This window comes from uncultured Cyclobacterium sp. (assembly GCF_963977555.1).
Lineage (GTDB): Bacteria > Bacteroidota > Bacteroidia > Cytophagales > Cyclobacteriaceae > Cyclobacterium.
The window spans coordinates 120,112-135,639 of the sequence record NZ_CAXBPD010000016.1; the positions used below are offsets into that span (position 1 = coordinate 120,112).

Consider the following 15,528-nt stretch of genomic DNA (forward strand, 5'->3'; position numbering starts at 1 on the left):
ATGTAAAGTCACTTAAACAAAGACTTACTCCAAAGCTTCAAAATCTACCCAAGTAGGTCTTAAATATATTAATGGAATATCCCCTAACAGGAAACAACATTAACATCAACTTTAGTAGGAAAACCTTTTTGTGTGGATTCCAAACAGATTTTGGTTGGCTTACTAAAATTTTCATCAGCCCTAAACTTCCATATCAAACCGTCTAAATATTCCACTGCAATCCTTATACCATAAGCTCCGGCTGGCACCGTTTTTACTTTTTTTGTACTGGTAGGAATATTTCCACTTGGAATACTTTTACTCTTTACACTTCCATCCTCAAGAATTTTATACGTTATGGTAAATCGCATGGTCATCCCTAAAAATCCATTTCTATTATTAAGAGAAACAGTTTGAGAAGGATAAGCACTTCCAGTACAGGTTTCTATTTCATATTCGGTGGTATATCCTAATTTTGCATTGGTATTGTCTTTAAGATATTTCAGGCTATAGGCAATGGGTACACCCGGGTTTTCCCGGCTATAAACTGCGTTTTCTCCTTGCAGTACATCCTCTAAATCACCGAAATTTTTGGCAGATATGGCGGATGAAGTTGCTTGAGCCCCGCCTCCCATCGTAACAACAGTTATGGAAGCCTTATTCAGGATTGATTTGTACTTTGTTTCAATAGCTCCCGAAGCAGAAGATAATCCAGTCACATAGTTAAATGCTCCTTTCAATTCTGCATCTGTGGCCTCTTCGCTCGTTACCATCCTAAACAAAATTATTCGACCATAGGATACCGAATGCACATAGGCCGGTGGTCCATCTTGACTAAATTTAGCTTTAACATCAGCAATGGTCGCATTCCTTCCAAAAAATTCTCCTGGATTTTCAGGTGCATTCATGGCTATGGTATAAAACCGTTGTTTAAATACCATCATGGCCACTCTTTCCGTTTTGCTGGACGTATAGTTAAATTGCGCCTGTGCATCTCCCCTTGCCCACTCTACATTCAAACCGACATCCAAGCTTAACTGCTTGGAAGAATAGGAAGTAGCTGCCGTATAAGATGAATTAGACGCTATGGTATAGCCATCTGGTTTGGCATTTGCATTCCACCACTCCAAGGCCTCATCAATTTTGGCCTGAACGCTGGTATTGCTTGCATTTTCTATTTCTATATTGCCTTTCTCCCCAATCCCCGGTAAATCAAGCCTGAGATCAATGGGTGAGCGATCAATGGTCACCGGAGTGGGCAAACCTCCCAAGGTGGCTTTATCAGCGATAACAAGTGCTCCCGGATATATTATCCCATCAGTAGGACGGAGAATCGCTATTTCCTCAAAATTATTTTTCAAACTTATTTTCTGAGTCAAACACGTTGTTACAAAACCTTTCCCTGAGGTCACTCGCCTGACAGGTCCTCCTACTTCCTCTCTACTTTGATTGCCAGTAATACTTTGTTCATTGAATAGTTCCTTTTTATCGAAATCAAGGTCCTTTACAAATTCACTTATGGTCGCTGCATCTGGCGAAATCTTTATGGGTTCATCTTTGACAATTAACTCACAAGCAGTAAGTACAAACCAAAAACAAATACAAATAGACGAAGTTTTTCTGATTGATATAGCATTTTTCATAGTTTCTAGAAATTAGTTGAGTTATATTTCTAAAAGCGATAAAAAGTTCTTAAAAGGTTAATCAGGATAAAATAAAAAATATATTTCTTAAAGGTTATACTCCAGATTTTAGGAAATAGAATAAAAACCTATAAAGATAACTTAGCGTGAGATTTTAATACCAATGAGGCAGAGTTGTAAAAAAGCGATACCATTAAAAATTTTATCTTATATTTATTCAATTAAGGTAAAAAAAATTTGGCTATTGGTCAATCCTTGCTTTCCAGAAAGAGTTGGAAAAAATTTCTGGAAAACGCAGCAGTTAACTTTTATATTAATTGCCAAATTGACAATTTTCAACTATCATTGCAACACAATTTAGGTCGTTAGCTCAGTTGGTTCAGAGCGCTGCCTTGACAGGGCAGAGGTCACCAGTTCGAGCCTGGTACGACCTACTTTTTTGACATTATTGATGTCTATCTAGATTTCGAGACAAGGATTTTACTTCTTCTTTGAGCCTTTCGATTTTTTCCTGTAAATGCACGATGGCATACAATCCTTCCAAATTTATTTCCATTTCGTAATGTAATCTTGAAAGTCTTTCCAAGAGCCTTAAATCATCTTGTAAAACGTACTCTTTTTCCTCAATAACAATTATTTCACACATGTCTTGCGCTGCGAGTGAATAGACAAATGTCATTTCTATATTGCAGGATCGGCAAAACTGATCCAGTGAAACATGATCTTCACTTAAATTATTCATGGTTTCTAAGATTAGCCAGTTGTTCAAATAGTTTCTTCTCCTCTGCTGTAAGTGAACTTGGAATTTTCACCACATAAGTCAAATACAAGTCTCCAAAAGTGCCCTCTTTGTCATAAACCGGAAACCCTTTTCCTTTCAATTTCACTTTAGTACCGTTTTGTGTTCCGGCAGCTAATTTTAATTTCACTTTTCCGGAAAGCGTCGAAACAATTATTTCTCCTCCTAAAATGGCGGTATACAAATCGATTTCAACTTCCTTGCGTAAATCTGAACCTTCTCTTTTGAACTCATGATCAGGGACAATTTTGAATGTGATATACAAATCACCTTTGGGCCCTCCATTTACACCTTCACCTCCATGATTTTTAATTTTAATGGTTTGTCCATCTTCAACTCCAGCTTTTATGGTAAGCCTTATTTTTTTGCCATTGATCTCAAGTGTCCTTTTGTCAGCTGTAAGCACTTCGCGCAATTGAAGTTCAAGTGTGGCATGAAGGTCCTGTCCCTTGAATTTTATACCAGAACCGGATGATCTTCTGCCCCCCCCGCCAGCACCACCAAACATGGAGTCAAAGAAATCAGAAAAACCACCTCCTCCGAACGCTTGCTCAAAATCAGCATTGCTGTACTGTTGCTGTGCTCCTCTTCTACCTGCATTACTGGAATTTTGTTGGGTTCCCTGATTTTTCCAGTTCTCACCATATTGATCATATTTCTTTCGCTTCTCAGGGTCACTCAATACTTCATTGGCCTCGTTTATAGCCTGAAATTGCTTTTCTGCTGTCTTATCATCGGGATTCAGGTCAGGATGGTATTTTCTGGCCATTTTACGATACGCTTTTTTTATTTCTTCAGGAGAAGCAGTTTTATTTATTCCCAAAAGTTTATAATAATCAATAAAGTCCATGGTCTATAAATACAGTTAAATCAATGTTAAAAGTTCTCTAGTATTTTTATACGTTTTTCAATAGGTGGATGGGTAGCAAATAAACCGGAGATTGAAGATAAGATGCCAGAAGATTTGTCCGGTCTATTCTCAATAAACAATTCTGCTACATCATCACTTTTTACTCCTTTAACCTGATAGTTTCCCGCTATTTTACGCAATGCGGATGCCAAAGCAAGTGGATTTCGCGTCATTTCTGCAGCACCACTGTCTGCCATGTATTCTCTTTTTCTGGAGATTGCAAATCGGAAAAGCATGCTCAACAGGTAAGCTACTATAGCAATAACCATCGCGATAAGCATGGCACGGTTGTCACTCTTCTCCCTTCTTCTAGCCCCACCAAAAAGCATGTTTCGAAATAAAATTTGGGCAACAAAGGAGAAAATTCCCACAAAAATAATAGATATAATCAAAAGACGTACATCCTTATTTCTAATGTGCATCAATTCATGTGCGATAACTCCCTCAAGTTCATCATCAGTAAGTGCCTCAATTATACCCCTTGTAAGTGTTACGGTATAAGTTTTCTCATTGATGCCACTGGCAAAAGCATTGAAAGCTGGGTCTTCAATGATATTTACCTTCGGCATCTTCATTCCCTTACTTATACATAGGTTTTCTACCAGATTGTATACCCTCATGTTTTCTTTTCGCTCCAGAGGTCTCGAACCTGCTGCCCCTTGTATCATTTTAGAGTGAAAAAAAAAGGCAATCACAAACCAAACAGCTACAGCAATAAGTACCCCAGGTATGGTATTTACAAAAATTTCATTGATAGAAACATTGTACTCTTCCTGGGGAATGGTCAGGTATAAAAAAGCATATACCGCAGCCAAAATCAATAGTGGAAAACCTATTAATAGTAAGACAGAACGTGAATTGTTTCTCCTAATTTGGGTTTGTATTCCAATATATCCTGCCATTTATTATCTAAAATTTAATATCTGGTGCTTTGTCTAGGCGTTCTCTTTCAACCTCACCCACATCAAACATTTTCTCTGTGTGGAAGCCAAACATTCCTGCTACAAGATTGGAAGGAAAGCTTTGTACTGCAACGTTGTATTCTCTAGTGGCAGAGTTGAAGTATCTTCTTGCTGCTGCAAGTTTGTTCTCTACATCTGAAATTTCATTTTGCAGTTGCAAGAAATTGGCACTGGCTTTTAAATCAGGATAAGCTTCAACTTGTATTTGCAAGCCTTGTAAGGCTGAACCCAATTCTTGTTCAGCAGCAATTTTTCCATCAATGGTGGTTGCATTTATAGCCCTAGATCTTGCCTCAGTTACCCGGGTAAGCACTCCAGCTTCATGATCCATGTAGCCTTTAACACTACTTACAAGTTGTGGTATTAGGTCATGTCTCTGCTTCAATTGAACATCAATATCTGCAAATGCATTTTCTCTATTGTTTTTATACGCTACTAGTTTGTTATAAAGAGAAATTAAAAACAAGCCAATAACGACGGCAACTATTATAATAATCAGCATAGTACTCATATAAGTTGGGGTTTGTTCATTATTGGTTGAATATACAAAATTTGTGATTTATTAGTATATTTGGTGACGGTTAACTTCAACTAAAATCAAAATGAAAAAATTTATTGGTCCGATTTCAATATTGGTAATTATCCTTATTGCTGGAGTATTCTGGTGGAGGTATTTTTTTGTATTTGCTGAAGGTGTAAAAGCCGGTAACTTGAACTACTTCGAAAAGAAAGGCTATGTTTTTAAAACCTGGGAAGGAAGATTGGTGCAGGATGGATTTCAAAGCCCCAACCCTGGAGCCCTTCAAAGCAATGAATTTCGTTTTAGCGCTGACGGAGATTCTTTGGCTTCCGTTTTAGAACGATCAGGAGGAAAGTTTGTTGAATTGCGCTACAAAGAATATCTTAATCCAATCCCTTGGCGCGGTGCCAGTGAATATGTAGTCACAGAAATAATAAGGGTAGAAAACGCCAAAACTAGTGAGGATTTCCCAATCAAATAGATTAAAAAAAGGGCAGTAAAATCACTGCCTTTTTTTAATCTAACTTTAAGATTATCATGAATTTAATATTTTTTCTATTCCCATTAAATTAATTGTAGCCTTTTTCTTTCGTTATAACTCTTGATTTGACGCTTCTAGTATTTTTTTCCTAGCCATCTCTCATTGAATTATTGGAATCGTGATTTTCCATTTCCATAGGCCTTTAATGACATTACCTTAATCATTAGCTAGAAAACACCCCTTTTTTAGTTGATGAATTGAAAGCCATTTATGGACAGTAATAGCTGCCTTTATCGAATCCCTCTTCCCAGGTGCCTCTTACTACCTACATCAATCAGCATATTCACATCTAGCAATTAATCATCATTAAAGGGTGAAAAGCAAAAATTCTATGGATCAATTTTTGTTATACTTTACACAGGATAAAATTAAAAATGTCCAAAATACTATATTTATTGTAAAAAATGTTTAATTAGTTACTGTGGTTAATTCACAAACAATTTATTGAAGGGGTTTTCTATGACCATTTAGCCTCTTATGTTTCCGTAATTCGACTAGAATAAGCAAGCTTAACCATTAAGCAGGGCGCATTATTTAATCCATTTTTAATCTTTATAAAATTATATTTACAATTTAAACCATTTTAGTTTAGTTCTATAAATCCTGACCTAACAATAAAATTATGAATAATTTATATATCCAGAAGGTTTTGGTGATAGTGGGTGTTCTGGAGGATTACATGCTTGTTGAAGAAAAGTTTGAGGAGATAGGTGTTGATAAAACACAACTTAATTGGATTAAAACCATTGGAGAAGTTACCTCAAATCATTATGATTTAGTGATTTGTGATTTAAATTTACCAAAAACCGATAGAAATGAAATTTTAGGAGAAATAAAGCTAAAGTTTGGCCAAACGCCCATTATAGCACTTACTTCTAATGTTGAACTAAGCTTTTATATTACATTAATTCAGGAAGGGTTTCAAGACGTACTTTTTAAAGAAACACTTGATAAGGTACAGTTATACAGAGCCTTAAGATTATCCAGGAATGGCCAAGAATTAGGGCTAAAGCCCTTAAAGGCTGAAAACCGAGTAGAAAAAAAAACCCTTCAGCAAGACGCAGTTACCTACAGAAAAAAGGACCTTGAATTAAAGGACATATTCCAAAGAATGAGCTTGGCTGTAAGTCAACCCAAAGATTTGGCAGGAAGATTTGAGGCTTTACTAAAGGTAATTTTAGGTTACACAGAACTAAAACTTGCCGAAGGGTGGATAATGAACATTGACGATAGCAGGCTCAATAAAGTTATTAGTTGCACCCAATCCTTTGATTTTGATGATATCTCAGAAATAAAAATTGTCTCTAAAGAGGCTGAAATTGGCAGAGATTTGCCTGGTACGGTATGGGAGAAAGGTAAATTAATCTTTTGGGAAAACTTAGAAAATCACCCTGGCTTTAAACAAAATAAAGCCATGCTTAAATATGGACTTAAAACAGCCGTAGGTATACCCATTTTTAAAGATACCTCCATGGTAGGGGTCATTACGCTATTCTCTGAAAAAGAAATAATTTATTTAAAGTCAAATTTAGTCTTTTTTAAAAAATTAAGTCAACGCCTTGGGCCAGAGTTGATGAGAATAAAAACCGAAGATGAGCTAAAAACTATCTTCGATTTAACTCCTAACCTATTATTTGTAATAGATTCCAATGGAATAATAAAAAAGGGAAATCTGCAAACTGCAATTACACTCGATTGTCTTTCAGGTGATTTACCAGGAAAGTCTTTTCGTGAATTGGTACCAGAAGATTTTCAGCCTGAGTTTGACAACCTATTAAACAATATAGATAAAAATAGATCAATCCTTGAAATTGATATCCCTATTCTGGTAAAGGATCATATCATTTGGATCAATCTGACGACGAGACTTTTCCCTTCCGGGTTTTTCATCTACTGTGTAGGCAAAGATACTACGCATCAGAAAAGTTTGGAAGAATTATTATATAGAGCCCACAAAGTAGTTCGAATGGGTACTTGGGAGATAAATCTTATTAACAATAGCGTTTATTGGTCTCCGATGGTCAAAGTAATTCATGAATTAAATGAGCAATATGAGCCAAAAATTCATGAAGCGATAAACTTTTATAAGGAAGGGGATTCCAGAAATTTAATCGAACAAAAAGTTGATCAAGCGAAAAAAGGTGAAATTTCTCATTTTGAGGTAGATGCACAGTTAGTAACATCCAAAGGGAATATTATATGGGTAAGGGTTCAAGCTGAGTCTGAATGGTTGAATGGTAAATTATTTCGGATTTATGGTAGCATACAAGATATCAGCGAAAGAAAAAACGTTGAGGAAAAATTAGAAGATGCAAATATACGCTATAGACTAGCCTCTCAAGCCGCAGCCATTGGCATATATGACTGGGACATTCTGGAGAATAACGTCATATGGAATGACACCATGAAAAAGCTATACGGCATAACAGAAAATAATTTAACCATAGATTATCAAACGTGGCAAAATTTTTTGCTTCCTAATGAGGTGGAAAAGCATACCAAAGTTATACAAGAAGCTCTTGACGGTAAAGTCGAATACAATACCCAGTATAAAATAATATTGCCAAAGACTGGTGAAATTAGAATTATGAAGGCCACTGCCCATATCGTACGGAATGATGCTGGCACCCCTATTAGAATGGTCGGTATTAATTATGATATTACTAATCAGGAAATGTATAGATTAAAGCTTGAAAAAGCCAATAAGGACCGTGAGGATATTCTTGAAAGCATCACAGATGGCTTTTTTTCTGTTGATAGAGATTGGATTGTTACCTATTGGAATAATGCTGCTGAAAAAATACTGCTTAAATCCCGAAAAAATATTGTTGGCAAAAACTTATGGGTCGAATATGGTGATGCCATTGACCTTAAATTATTTAAAGAATACGCCATAACCATGGAAACTGGAGAACAAAGGCAGTTTGTTGATTATTATCCTGGTATGGACATTTGGCTTGAAATCTCATCTTTTCCAAAAGAAAATGGCATTGTGGTATATTTTAAGGATATAAGCTCAAGAATAAAGCATCAGCAAAAGATGGCTGAGGTTAAATTACTTCAAGAGCATGTCATCAACAGTACTGAAGACCTTATTTGGGCAGTAGATGATGATTATAAATTAATATTAGCGAATAATGCATTCTACGACGAAATGGAAAGACTATCTGGCCACAGGTATTCAATAGGTGAACGGGTCGCTAATTTTACCGGAAAGAACTCATTTTTATACGATGAGGCAAACAGCTTCTGGAACAAAAAATATAAAAAGGTTTTGGCTGGTTTTCAGCAAAATTTGACGTATAAATCTATATTAAAACACATGGAACCCAAGACTTTTCAAGTGGGGTTCTATCCAATTTTAGACAATAATAAAATAACTGGCGCGGCATGTTTCGCCAGAGATATTACTGATAAAATAAATCATTTGAAAGCACTAGAAAGACAAAATAAGAAGCTAAAAGATATAACTTGGAGACAATCACACATTGTTCGTGCCCCCGTTGCAAGAATTATGGGATTAGTGAACCTCCAAAAAAACATGAATTATTCGGGAAAAGATCTAAATGAAATCTTAGATTATATTATGGATTCATCAGAGGAATTGGATGAGATTATTCGAGATATTTCTAAGAGATCTAACAATCCTTAAGCCCTTCTATGAAGTTTTCAAGAAAAGCCTTATCCACTAAGCTTTAAAAGTTTCAATTTTTAAATGCATAAATTAAACAATAGTCAGATAAGCTGACCCTTATTCAACACAAACAGGAAAAAACCTCCCTCGGGCTTCTGAGGGAGGTTTAGCAAAGTAGGATAGGTGTAATTTACCAGTTTCTATCTTTTAAGTAGGCATCAAGTTCAGCCTTACTCATAGGTAGATCACTTTTAGTATTTAACCAGGACATGAAATCACCTTTGATTTTTTCACTCCATCGACTATCAATTTCACCAGCAGTATACGTCTTCTCCTGAAGTCTAAGGTGACCGAATTGATCTCTAAGGGAAGTAAATTCGGCATTGATAACAAGGTCTGCAACCAGATGAGCAGGAATGAATATTACACCCCATTTATTTGCCAATACTGCATCTCCAGGTAAAACAGTTGCTCTTCCTATTCTGATTGGGTAATTAATAGTGGTAAGCATCATCTCCTGAATATAGGAAGGATCATGACCTTTAATCCAAAGATTAAAACCTTCAATTTTAGATAAACCAGCCATGTCTCTAACCGCACCGTTAAAGATTACCCCTCTATTGGAATTGGTTTGAATAGCAATCCCTAAATTATCCCCAATTAAGGTACCATCAGCTATTTTACCATAGCTGTCAGCGATATAAATATCACCATCCACCAAACCATCGATAGGCCAGGAATTGGTTCCACCAGATTGGGCTCTACCTTCTTCTTTGCCAATTTTCTTTACCAGATTATTGACGTCCTCTCTGAAAGGCATGTATTGAGCAGTGACAGCTCTACCGGTCATTACTTCATTGTCATCTAAAATAATCCAATCGTTTTCAAACTGATTGTTATACCCCTTGTTTCTCAAAATCCCCCAAGCCTCTTCTACAGATATGGCTTTAAGTCTTTCAAGGTATTCATCTGAAACTTTCGGCCTTCCATCAGGAAACCTTTCCCCTTCCCATTCTACGGTCAAAGCTTTAATTTGATCTGGTGTAGGGGAAATTTGTTGGGAAAAACTTTCCATAGTAAAAGCAGATAAACATACTAGGCAAGCAAGTGTAATCTTCTTCATCATAATCATGTTTAATAGTATTAAAATGTGAATTTCCAGAAAAGAAAGTAATAAAGCAACCCGTCTTCAATCTAAATTATTTGATCGATAATTTTAGGGAATGCCAATTAACTCCACCACCTATCATTGGACCGGTCTGTATTCCAATCCTCAGTGGGCGCAAAGTACTCAGTACCTTCCTGTAAGTGTTGCTTGATCACCTCTTCGTTCAGTGTTATACCAAGTCCGGGGCCATCTGGTACCTTCGCAAAACCATCAATGACCAAAGGTTTAGGAATATCTTTCACCATGTCTTCCCACCATGGGATGTCCACAGAGTGATGTTCTAGGGAAATAAAGTTTTCAGTTGCAGCAGCACAATGAATATTGGCCATGAAGGAAACTGGCGTACCTGCAAAATGCATGGCCATAGGTATCCCTTGTTCTTCTGCATAATCGCCTATTTTCTTTGTTTCCAATATCCCTCCAGAGGATGCCAAATCTGGCTGAATCATATCAATGGCCCTGGCATCAATCAATTTAATAAACTCTTCTTTAAGAAAAATATCTTCACCAGTTAGCGTGGGTGTTTTGATAGCATCTGTTATTTGTTTCCATTTTTCAGTATAAAACCAGGGAACCATGTCTTCTAACCAGGCCAAACGATAAGGTTCCAATGCTTCACCAAGGCGAATACATTCTTTGTAATCGAAGTGCCCAAAATGATCTGCTGCAAGAGGGATTTCATACCCAATCTTATCCCTAACCGCAGCAACGAATTCTACCATCTCAGCAATTCCCTTATCTGTAATTTGAACTCCCGTGAAAGGATGGCCGGTACGGCCGTAACTTCCATACTCAGAATCCCATTCCTTCCCTTTCCCGAATGCTTTGGTATTAACCACAGAACCTTTATTGTCTTTTACCATCTCTACACCAAAGTCCATTTTTAGAAACGTGTAGCCCTTGTCTTTTCTTGCTTTCATACGGTCTGCAAAGACTGCTGGATCATTGGATTTTGTAGTATCTGAATACAAACGGATAGAATCCCTGTATTTACCACCGAGCATTTGATAAATAGGCACATTATAAGCTTTACCTGCCAAATCCCATAGGGCCATTTCAATTCCACAGACACCTCCAGCTTGGCGGGCATGATTACCAAAAAGTTTGATTTTTTTGAAAAGCCTTTCTATCTGACAAGGATTTTCCCCTAAAATACGGCTTTTCAGTACCAAAGCATACCTGGCACTGGCACCATCACGTACTTCTCCCAAACCATATATCCCCTGATTGGTATCTATTCTGATAATTGGACATCGCATAGGTGCTCCTACAACCTCTGCAATTCTCAAGTCGGTAATCCTTAAATCTGATGGATTAGAATTTCGGTTGACGTTCTGCATCGAATGTGCAAGGGTATCCTCGATTGGCATAGACATAAATGCCCCGAGACCCAGGCCTCCTAGCGCTGCTTTTTGAAGGAATGACCTGCGATCGGGAATTGCCGTTTCGGGAGGTACAATTAATTTTTGAGGCTCCTCTTTTTTAGCTGAAGTAGGTAAATTAAAGAGGTTACTAAATTTTGGGTTGTCAATTGGTTTCATCGTTATTTGTTTAATTAAAAATTACTATTCAAAAAAAGGTATGTCCTTAACTGCATATTTTCTCATTCCTTCCTCATTGATTTCTACCCCAATACCCGGTTTTTCAGAAAGGGCAATGAATCCATCTTTGGTTCTCTCTCCATCGTAGGTCACTATGTCCTTCCACATCTGATCCGTGTCCATGTAAATTTGCCATTCCATAATTTGGAAATTTGGAACAGAGGCACACACGTGACAAGAAGCCATGGCTCCTAAAAAAGAGGCAACCATATGAGGACTAAAGGGTACATAAAATAAATTTGAAAGGTTTGCTATTCGCTGGGCTTCACCTAATCCACCTGCTTTTTGTATGTCCGGCATGATTATATCTGCTCCTCCTTCAGTGAGCAAATTTACAAAGCCATAAGCCAGGTATACATTCTCACCTGTACATATAGGAGTGCTGGTTTGTTGGGTGAGTTTCTGGTAAAGGTTAGGATTATCTGCCGGTATGGGCTCCTCCAGCCACATGAGGTCAAGGTCTTCATACATTTGGGCCATTTTTACACCTGTTATATAATCATACCTGCCGTGCATGTCCACACAGATATCGATGCCCCTGCCGACTTCTTCTCTCACCGCAGCAATGGCATTGTACATCCTATCTATCTCCGCGGGGCTTGCGGTCCAATTGAAGCGATCGTATTTGTTGGGATCCCTCCCATCGTCTACATCAAACTTTACTGCGGTATATCCCCTATCCACCGCCCCTCTGGCAGCTTTCGCATAATCTTCAGGACTTGGGTTTCTAGAGGTGTACAGGGCAGTATCACAATACACCCTGATTTTATCCCTGAATTTACCGCCTAGTAGCTGGTAAACCGGAACACCGAAAACTTTTCCAGTGATGTCCCAAAGAGCTGTTTCTATTGCGGTGAGCACTGCTACAAATACCCCGGATTGAGCACCTCCAAAAAAGGCTCCTTTTCTCAATTGTTCAGCGAGTCGGTTAGGGTTTAGTGGGTTTTCTCCTTTGATTTGGCCCCCTAGTCTTTTGACCAAGTGGTAAGTCCCATGTATGGCATCGACGGCTTCACCACAGCCTATCACATCCTGATTGGTATAAATTTTAACATATAAAGCACCTCTTACAAAGCCGCACTTAACGTCTGTGATTTTAAGGGTAGATGGGTTGGAATGTGAGGGCATTTTATCCACAGCAGCAGATAATGCTGTTCCGTAGTTGGCCATAAAAGCCGTTCCTGTTATGCCTGTCAGTGCCGCCTTGGAAAGAAAAGACCTTCGGTGTATGTTTTTAGTCATGATGAAATATTTTGGGTTAATCGTTGCTAGTTAAAAATGGGTCAATTCTCTTAAAGTACAGTCAACCCATACTTTGCTCGATACTACAATCAAAAGGGTCAACTCATCTATACTTTAAATTTATCTGCCAGTAAGCCAGTCATTGCCTATTTTATCTCAATACCTTTTAATTACCAAGTTCTGTTTTCAAGTATTTCTCTAATTTGTTCTTTGGGAATAGGCAGTTCATCTATATGATTGCTAAGCCATTTAGAAAAATCTTTCTCTATTTCTGGAGACCAACGCGTGTCTATTTGGCCTGCTGTGTATATCCCTGCTTTAATTCTACTATGGCCAAACATATCTCGTAGTCGAACCACTTCTGAGGTAACGACAACCTTTTCGGCCAAATGAGGTGGAATAAAGGTAACTGCCCCATCTCTGCCCAATACAACATCCCCCGCCATAACCGTTACTTGCCTGATTTTGGTTGGGGTATTGATTCCAATCAACATGGTATTCAAATCACCTGACTGATTGTGATGCGATGGATGATAACTACTAAAATAAGATACAAAACCTCCAATGGCTTTTAAACCATTAATGTCCCTAATTGCGCCATCATACACGATGCCGTTTCCAGATTTCGAATAAATGGCGTTTCCAACATTATCACCAATTGTAGGCCCTCCATTGTGAAGGCCAAACTGGTCGGCTACATAAACATCGCCGGGCACTAAAAGAGCTACAGGCCAACTGTTTTGGCCACGTTTACCTTCCGCCTTTCCTCTTTTGTCAATGGCCTCATGTATATCTGGTCTTCCGGGCATGAATGTCGCTGTAAGGGCTCTTCCCACCAATACACTGTCGGGGTGAATGGTCTCCCAGCCTTCCGCATATTGGTATTTATAACCTTCATTCTTTAGTACAGCCCAGGCTTCTTCATGGGTTACCGCTTTCATCCGTTCTATAAGCGAATCAGAAACCTTGGGTCTTCCATCATCAAATCTTTCTCCATTCCACTCTGGGGTTAGGAAAAGCATTTCTTCTTTGCTTATCTGTTGCCCCTCAGTTTGTATGATTACAAGTAAGAAAAATGAAATTGCACAGAAGGCTTTTATCGTTATCCAATTCTTCATACGTAGTAGGTTTAATTAAAAAAACATATTTTAGTCCTCAACCAAAATGGAATAGGATTTACAAATACCTAGAGGTCTTTTTACCACCTTATTTTTTGAAAAGTCCAATCTGCTTGCACTTTTCTCATTTCTATTTGATCGTCTCTTTTGGATAATCCACTGTCGAGGTATTGTTGGTGAAGTTTGGCTAAAGCCTTTCGGTCTAATTCCACTCCTAACCCAGGCCCGCTTGGTACCTCAACAGCACCATTTTCAAAAACTACACTTCCACCTATGATTACCTCTTCAGATTGCCAGGGGTAATGCGTGTCCAAAGCATAAGGGACTTCTGGCAATGCCCCGCCCAGATGTACCATAGCCGCCAGAGAAATGCCTAAATGACTATTGGAATGCATGGATAGTTTTCGATCAAAAGTGCTGCACAGCTTTGCCAATTCCATTGAAGCCTTCAATCCTCCCCAAAAGTGATGGTCACTAAGTATGATGTCCTCAGCTCCCAATCGTATACTTGAGGGTATTTCATCAAAGGAGGTAGTACACATATTGGTTGCCAAAGGTGTTGAAATCAGTTTTCTTAATTTCGCCATTTCCTCCTGACCACGTACTGGATCCTCCAAGTACTCTAGAATGGGCTCCATCTCTTTCCCATATTTTAATGCGGTTTCTGGTTTCCAAATGGCATTTGGGTCAAATCTAAGTGGCATTTTATCTCCAAATTCGGCGTGTAAAGCAAACATAGCAGCAACTTCTTGTGCTGGTTCAAATGCTCCCCCTTTCAGCTTAATGGATTGGAAACCATAGTGCTTACACATGGCCTTGGCTTGGGCTACAATTCCTTTTGGGTCAATGGCGGCCTCCTGTCTGGCAGCATCCCAGCCAGTGGCATATTTTTCTTTACCAAAGCCTAAATCTCCTCCAGCCCCTTCGTATTTATAGAACAAATAAGCAGCAAAAGGTACTGCATCTCGCATTTTCCCTCCCAAAAGGTCCACAATAGGCCGATTAACGACTTTACCGATAATATCAAGGCAGGCCACTTCTAGTGCTGAAAAAACATGAACAAGCTTTCGCTGGTCCCAAGGCGCATCCCCCCTATCTTTGCTGGTATCTGTACCAAAATGGGCATTGAGGGCTTGCTGAAGTTTACCGAATTGATAAACATCTTTCCCTATAATGATCTTCGCAGCCTCAGCCAGTGAACTGTTGATGGCGTCATTCCCGGGTATTTCACTGATCCCAATAATTCCATCTTCAGTAACTAATTCAACAATTGTGCGCAAGGCATAGGGAGCGTGCAATCCTGCCGCATTCAATAAAGGCGGATCGGTAATCGCGATAGGGGTTATGATCATCTCTTTAATGATCGGTCCCCTACCTGATATATTTTTATTCATAATTTAGAAAATGAAGG

12 protein-coding genes and 1 tRNA gene are annotated in these 15,528 nt (G+C 38.4%); 3 read left to right on the plus strand and 10 right to left on the minus strand.

All coding sequences use genetic code 11. The annotated features are described in order from the left end of the window. Positions 1-83: 83 nt before the first annotated feature. Positions 84-1,622: a thiol-activated cytolysin family protein gene (locus tag AAC073_RS18410; RefSeq protein ID WP_339925275.1), complete on the minus strand. Its 1,539-nt coding sequence runs from the start codon at positions 1,620-1,622 to the stop codon at positions 84-86. Between the two features lie 359 nt (positions 1,623-1,981). Here AAC073_RS18410 and AAC073_RS18415 point away from each other — a divergent pair. Continuing rightward, positions 1,982-2,056: transfer RNA gene (locus AAC073_RS18415), tRNA-Val, on the plus strand. Between the two features lie 11 nt (positions 2,057-2,067). On the opposite strand, the gene AAC073_RS18420 is transcribed toward AAC073_RS18415, so the two are convergent. From AAC073_RS18420 to AAC073_RS18435, 4 genes are read right to left on the minus strand one after another with little or no spacing between them, the layout of a single operon-like run. After that, entirely contained in the window at positions 2,068-2,364 is a 297-nt protein-coding gene (locus AAC073_RS18420; protein ID WP_339925276.1) for a chaperone modulator CbpM, read from the minus strand. Continuing rightward, positions 2,357-3,271: a J domain-containing protein gene (locus tag AAC073_RS18425; RefSeq protein WP_339925277.1), complete on the minus strand. Its 915-nt coding sequence runs from the start codon at positions 3,269-3,271 to the stop codon at positions 2,357-2,359. The genes AAC073_RS18420 and AAC073_RS18425 overlap by 8 nt, the downstream gene beginning before the upstream one ends. Before the next feature lie 26 nt (positions 3,272-3,297). Beyond that, complete coding sequence (locus AAC073_RS18430; RefSeq protein ID WP_339925278.1) at positions 3,298-4,233, minus strand: M48 family metallopeptidase; 936 nt, start codon at positions 4,231-4,233, stop codon at positions 3,298-3,300. A gap of 7 nt (positions 4,234-4,240) precedes the next feature. Continuing rightward, a complete protein-coding gene (locus tag AAC073_RS18435; RefSeq protein ID WP_339925279.1) occupies positions 4,241-4,804 on the minus strand; it encodes a LemA family protein in 564 nt (187 codons plus the stop codon). A gap of 91 nt (positions 4,805-4,895) precedes the next feature. On the opposite strand from AAC073_RS18435, the gene AAC073_RS18440 reads away from it, so the two are divergent. Further along, a complete protein-coding gene (locus AAC073_RS18440) occupies positions 4,896-5,294 on the plus strand; it encodes a hypothetical protein (protein ID WP_339925280.1) in 399 nt (132 codons plus the stop codon). Positions 5,295-5,976: 682 nt separating this feature from the next. After that, positions 5,977-9,006: a PAS domain S-box protein gene (locus AAC073_RS18445; RefSeq protein ID WP_339925281.1), complete on the plus strand. Its 3,030-nt coding sequence runs from the start codon at positions 5,977-5,979 to the stop codon at positions 9,004-9,006. A gap of 172 nt (positions 9,007-9,178) precedes the next feature. On the opposite strand, the gene AAC073_RS18450 is transcribed toward AAC073_RS18445, so the two are convergent. From AAC073_RS18450 to AAC073_RS18470, 5 genes are all read right to left on the minus strand, one after another. Next, positions 9,179-10,114 (minus strand): RraA family protein, encoded by a 936-nt coding sequence (locus AAC073_RS18450; RefSeq protein ID WP_339925282.1) that lies wholly within the window; start codon positions 10,112-10,114, stop codon positions 9,179-9,181. Positions 10,115-10,218: 104 nt separating this feature from the next. Next, positions 10,219-11,697 carry a mandelate racemase/muconate lactonizing enzyme family protein gene (locus AAC073_RS18455; protein ID WP_339925283.1) on the minus strand — a complete coding sequence of 493 codons (1,479 nt, stop codon included), beginning with the start codon at positions 11,695-11,697 and terminating at the stop codon, positions 10,219-10,221. Positions 11,698-11,721: 24 nt separating this feature from the next. Continuing rightward, positions 11,722-12,999, minus strand: a complete 1,278-nt coding sequence (locus tag AAC073_RS18460) for a mandelate racemase/muconate lactonizing enzyme family protein (protein ID WP_339925284.1) — start codon at positions 12,997-12,999, stop codon at positions 11,722-11,724. 170 nt (positions 13,000-13,169) lie between these two features. After that, positions 13,170-14,117, minus strand: coding sequence for an RraA family protein (locus tag AAC073_RS18465; protein WP_339925285.1), 948 nt, complete (start codon positions 14,115-14,117; stop codon positions 13,170-13,172). 80 nt (positions 14,118-14,197) lie between these two features. Further along, a complete protein-coding gene (locus tag AAC073_RS18470) occupies positions 14,198-15,511 on the minus strand; it encodes an enolase C-terminal domain-like protein (RefSeq protein WP_339925286.1) in 1,314 nt (437 codons plus the stop codon). Positions 15,512-15,528: the final 17 nt, after the last annotated feature.

Coding starts and splice junctions, on each gene's coding strand:
- AAC073_RS18440 (WP_339925280.1), top strand. CDS start 4,896: ATGAAAAAATTTATTGGTCCGATTTCAATATTGGTAATTATCCTTATT.
- AAC073_RS18420 (WP_339925276.1), bottom strand. CDS start 2,364: ATGAATAATTTAAGTGAAGATCATGTTTCACTGGATCAGTTTTGCCGA.
- AAC073_RS18450 (WP_339925282.1), bottom strand. CDS start 10,114: ATGATGAAGAAGATTACACTTGCTTGCCTAGTATGTTTATCTGCTTTT.
- AAC073_RS18435 (WP_339925279.1), bottom strand. CDS start 4,804: ATGAGTACTATGCTGATTATTATAATAGTTGCCGTCGTTATTGGCTTG.
- AAC073_RS18470 (WP_339925286.1), bottom strand. CDS start 15,511: ATGAATAAAAATATATCAGGTAGGGGACCGATCATTAAAGAGATGATC.
- AAC073_RS18425 (WP_339925277.1), bottom strand. CDS start 3,271: ATGGACTTTATTGATTATTATAAACTTTTGGGAATAAATAAAACTGCT.
- AAC073_RS18410 (WP_339925275.1), bottom strand. CDS start 1,622: ATGAAAAATGCTATATCAATCAGAAAAACTTCGTCTATTTGTATTTGT.
- AAC073_RS18445 (WP_339925281.1), top strand. CDS start 5,977: ATGAATAATTTATATATCCAGAAGGTTTTGGTGATAGTGGGTGTTCTG.
- AAC073_RS18460 (WP_339925284.1), bottom strand. CDS start 12,999: ATGACTAAAAACATACACCGAAGGTCTTTTCTTTCCAAGGCGGCACTG.
- AAC073_RS18430 (WP_339925278.1), bottom strand. CDS start 4,233: ATGGCAGGATATATTGGAATACAAACCCAAATTAGGAGAAACAATTCA.
- AAC073_RS18465 (WP_339925285.1), bottom strand. CDS start 14,117: ATGAAGAATTGGATAACGATAAAAGCCTTCTGTGCAATTTCATTTTTC.
- AAC073_RS18455 (WP_339925283.1), bottom strand. CDS start 11,697: ATGAAACCAATTGACAACCCAAAATTTAGTAACCTCTTTAATTTACCT.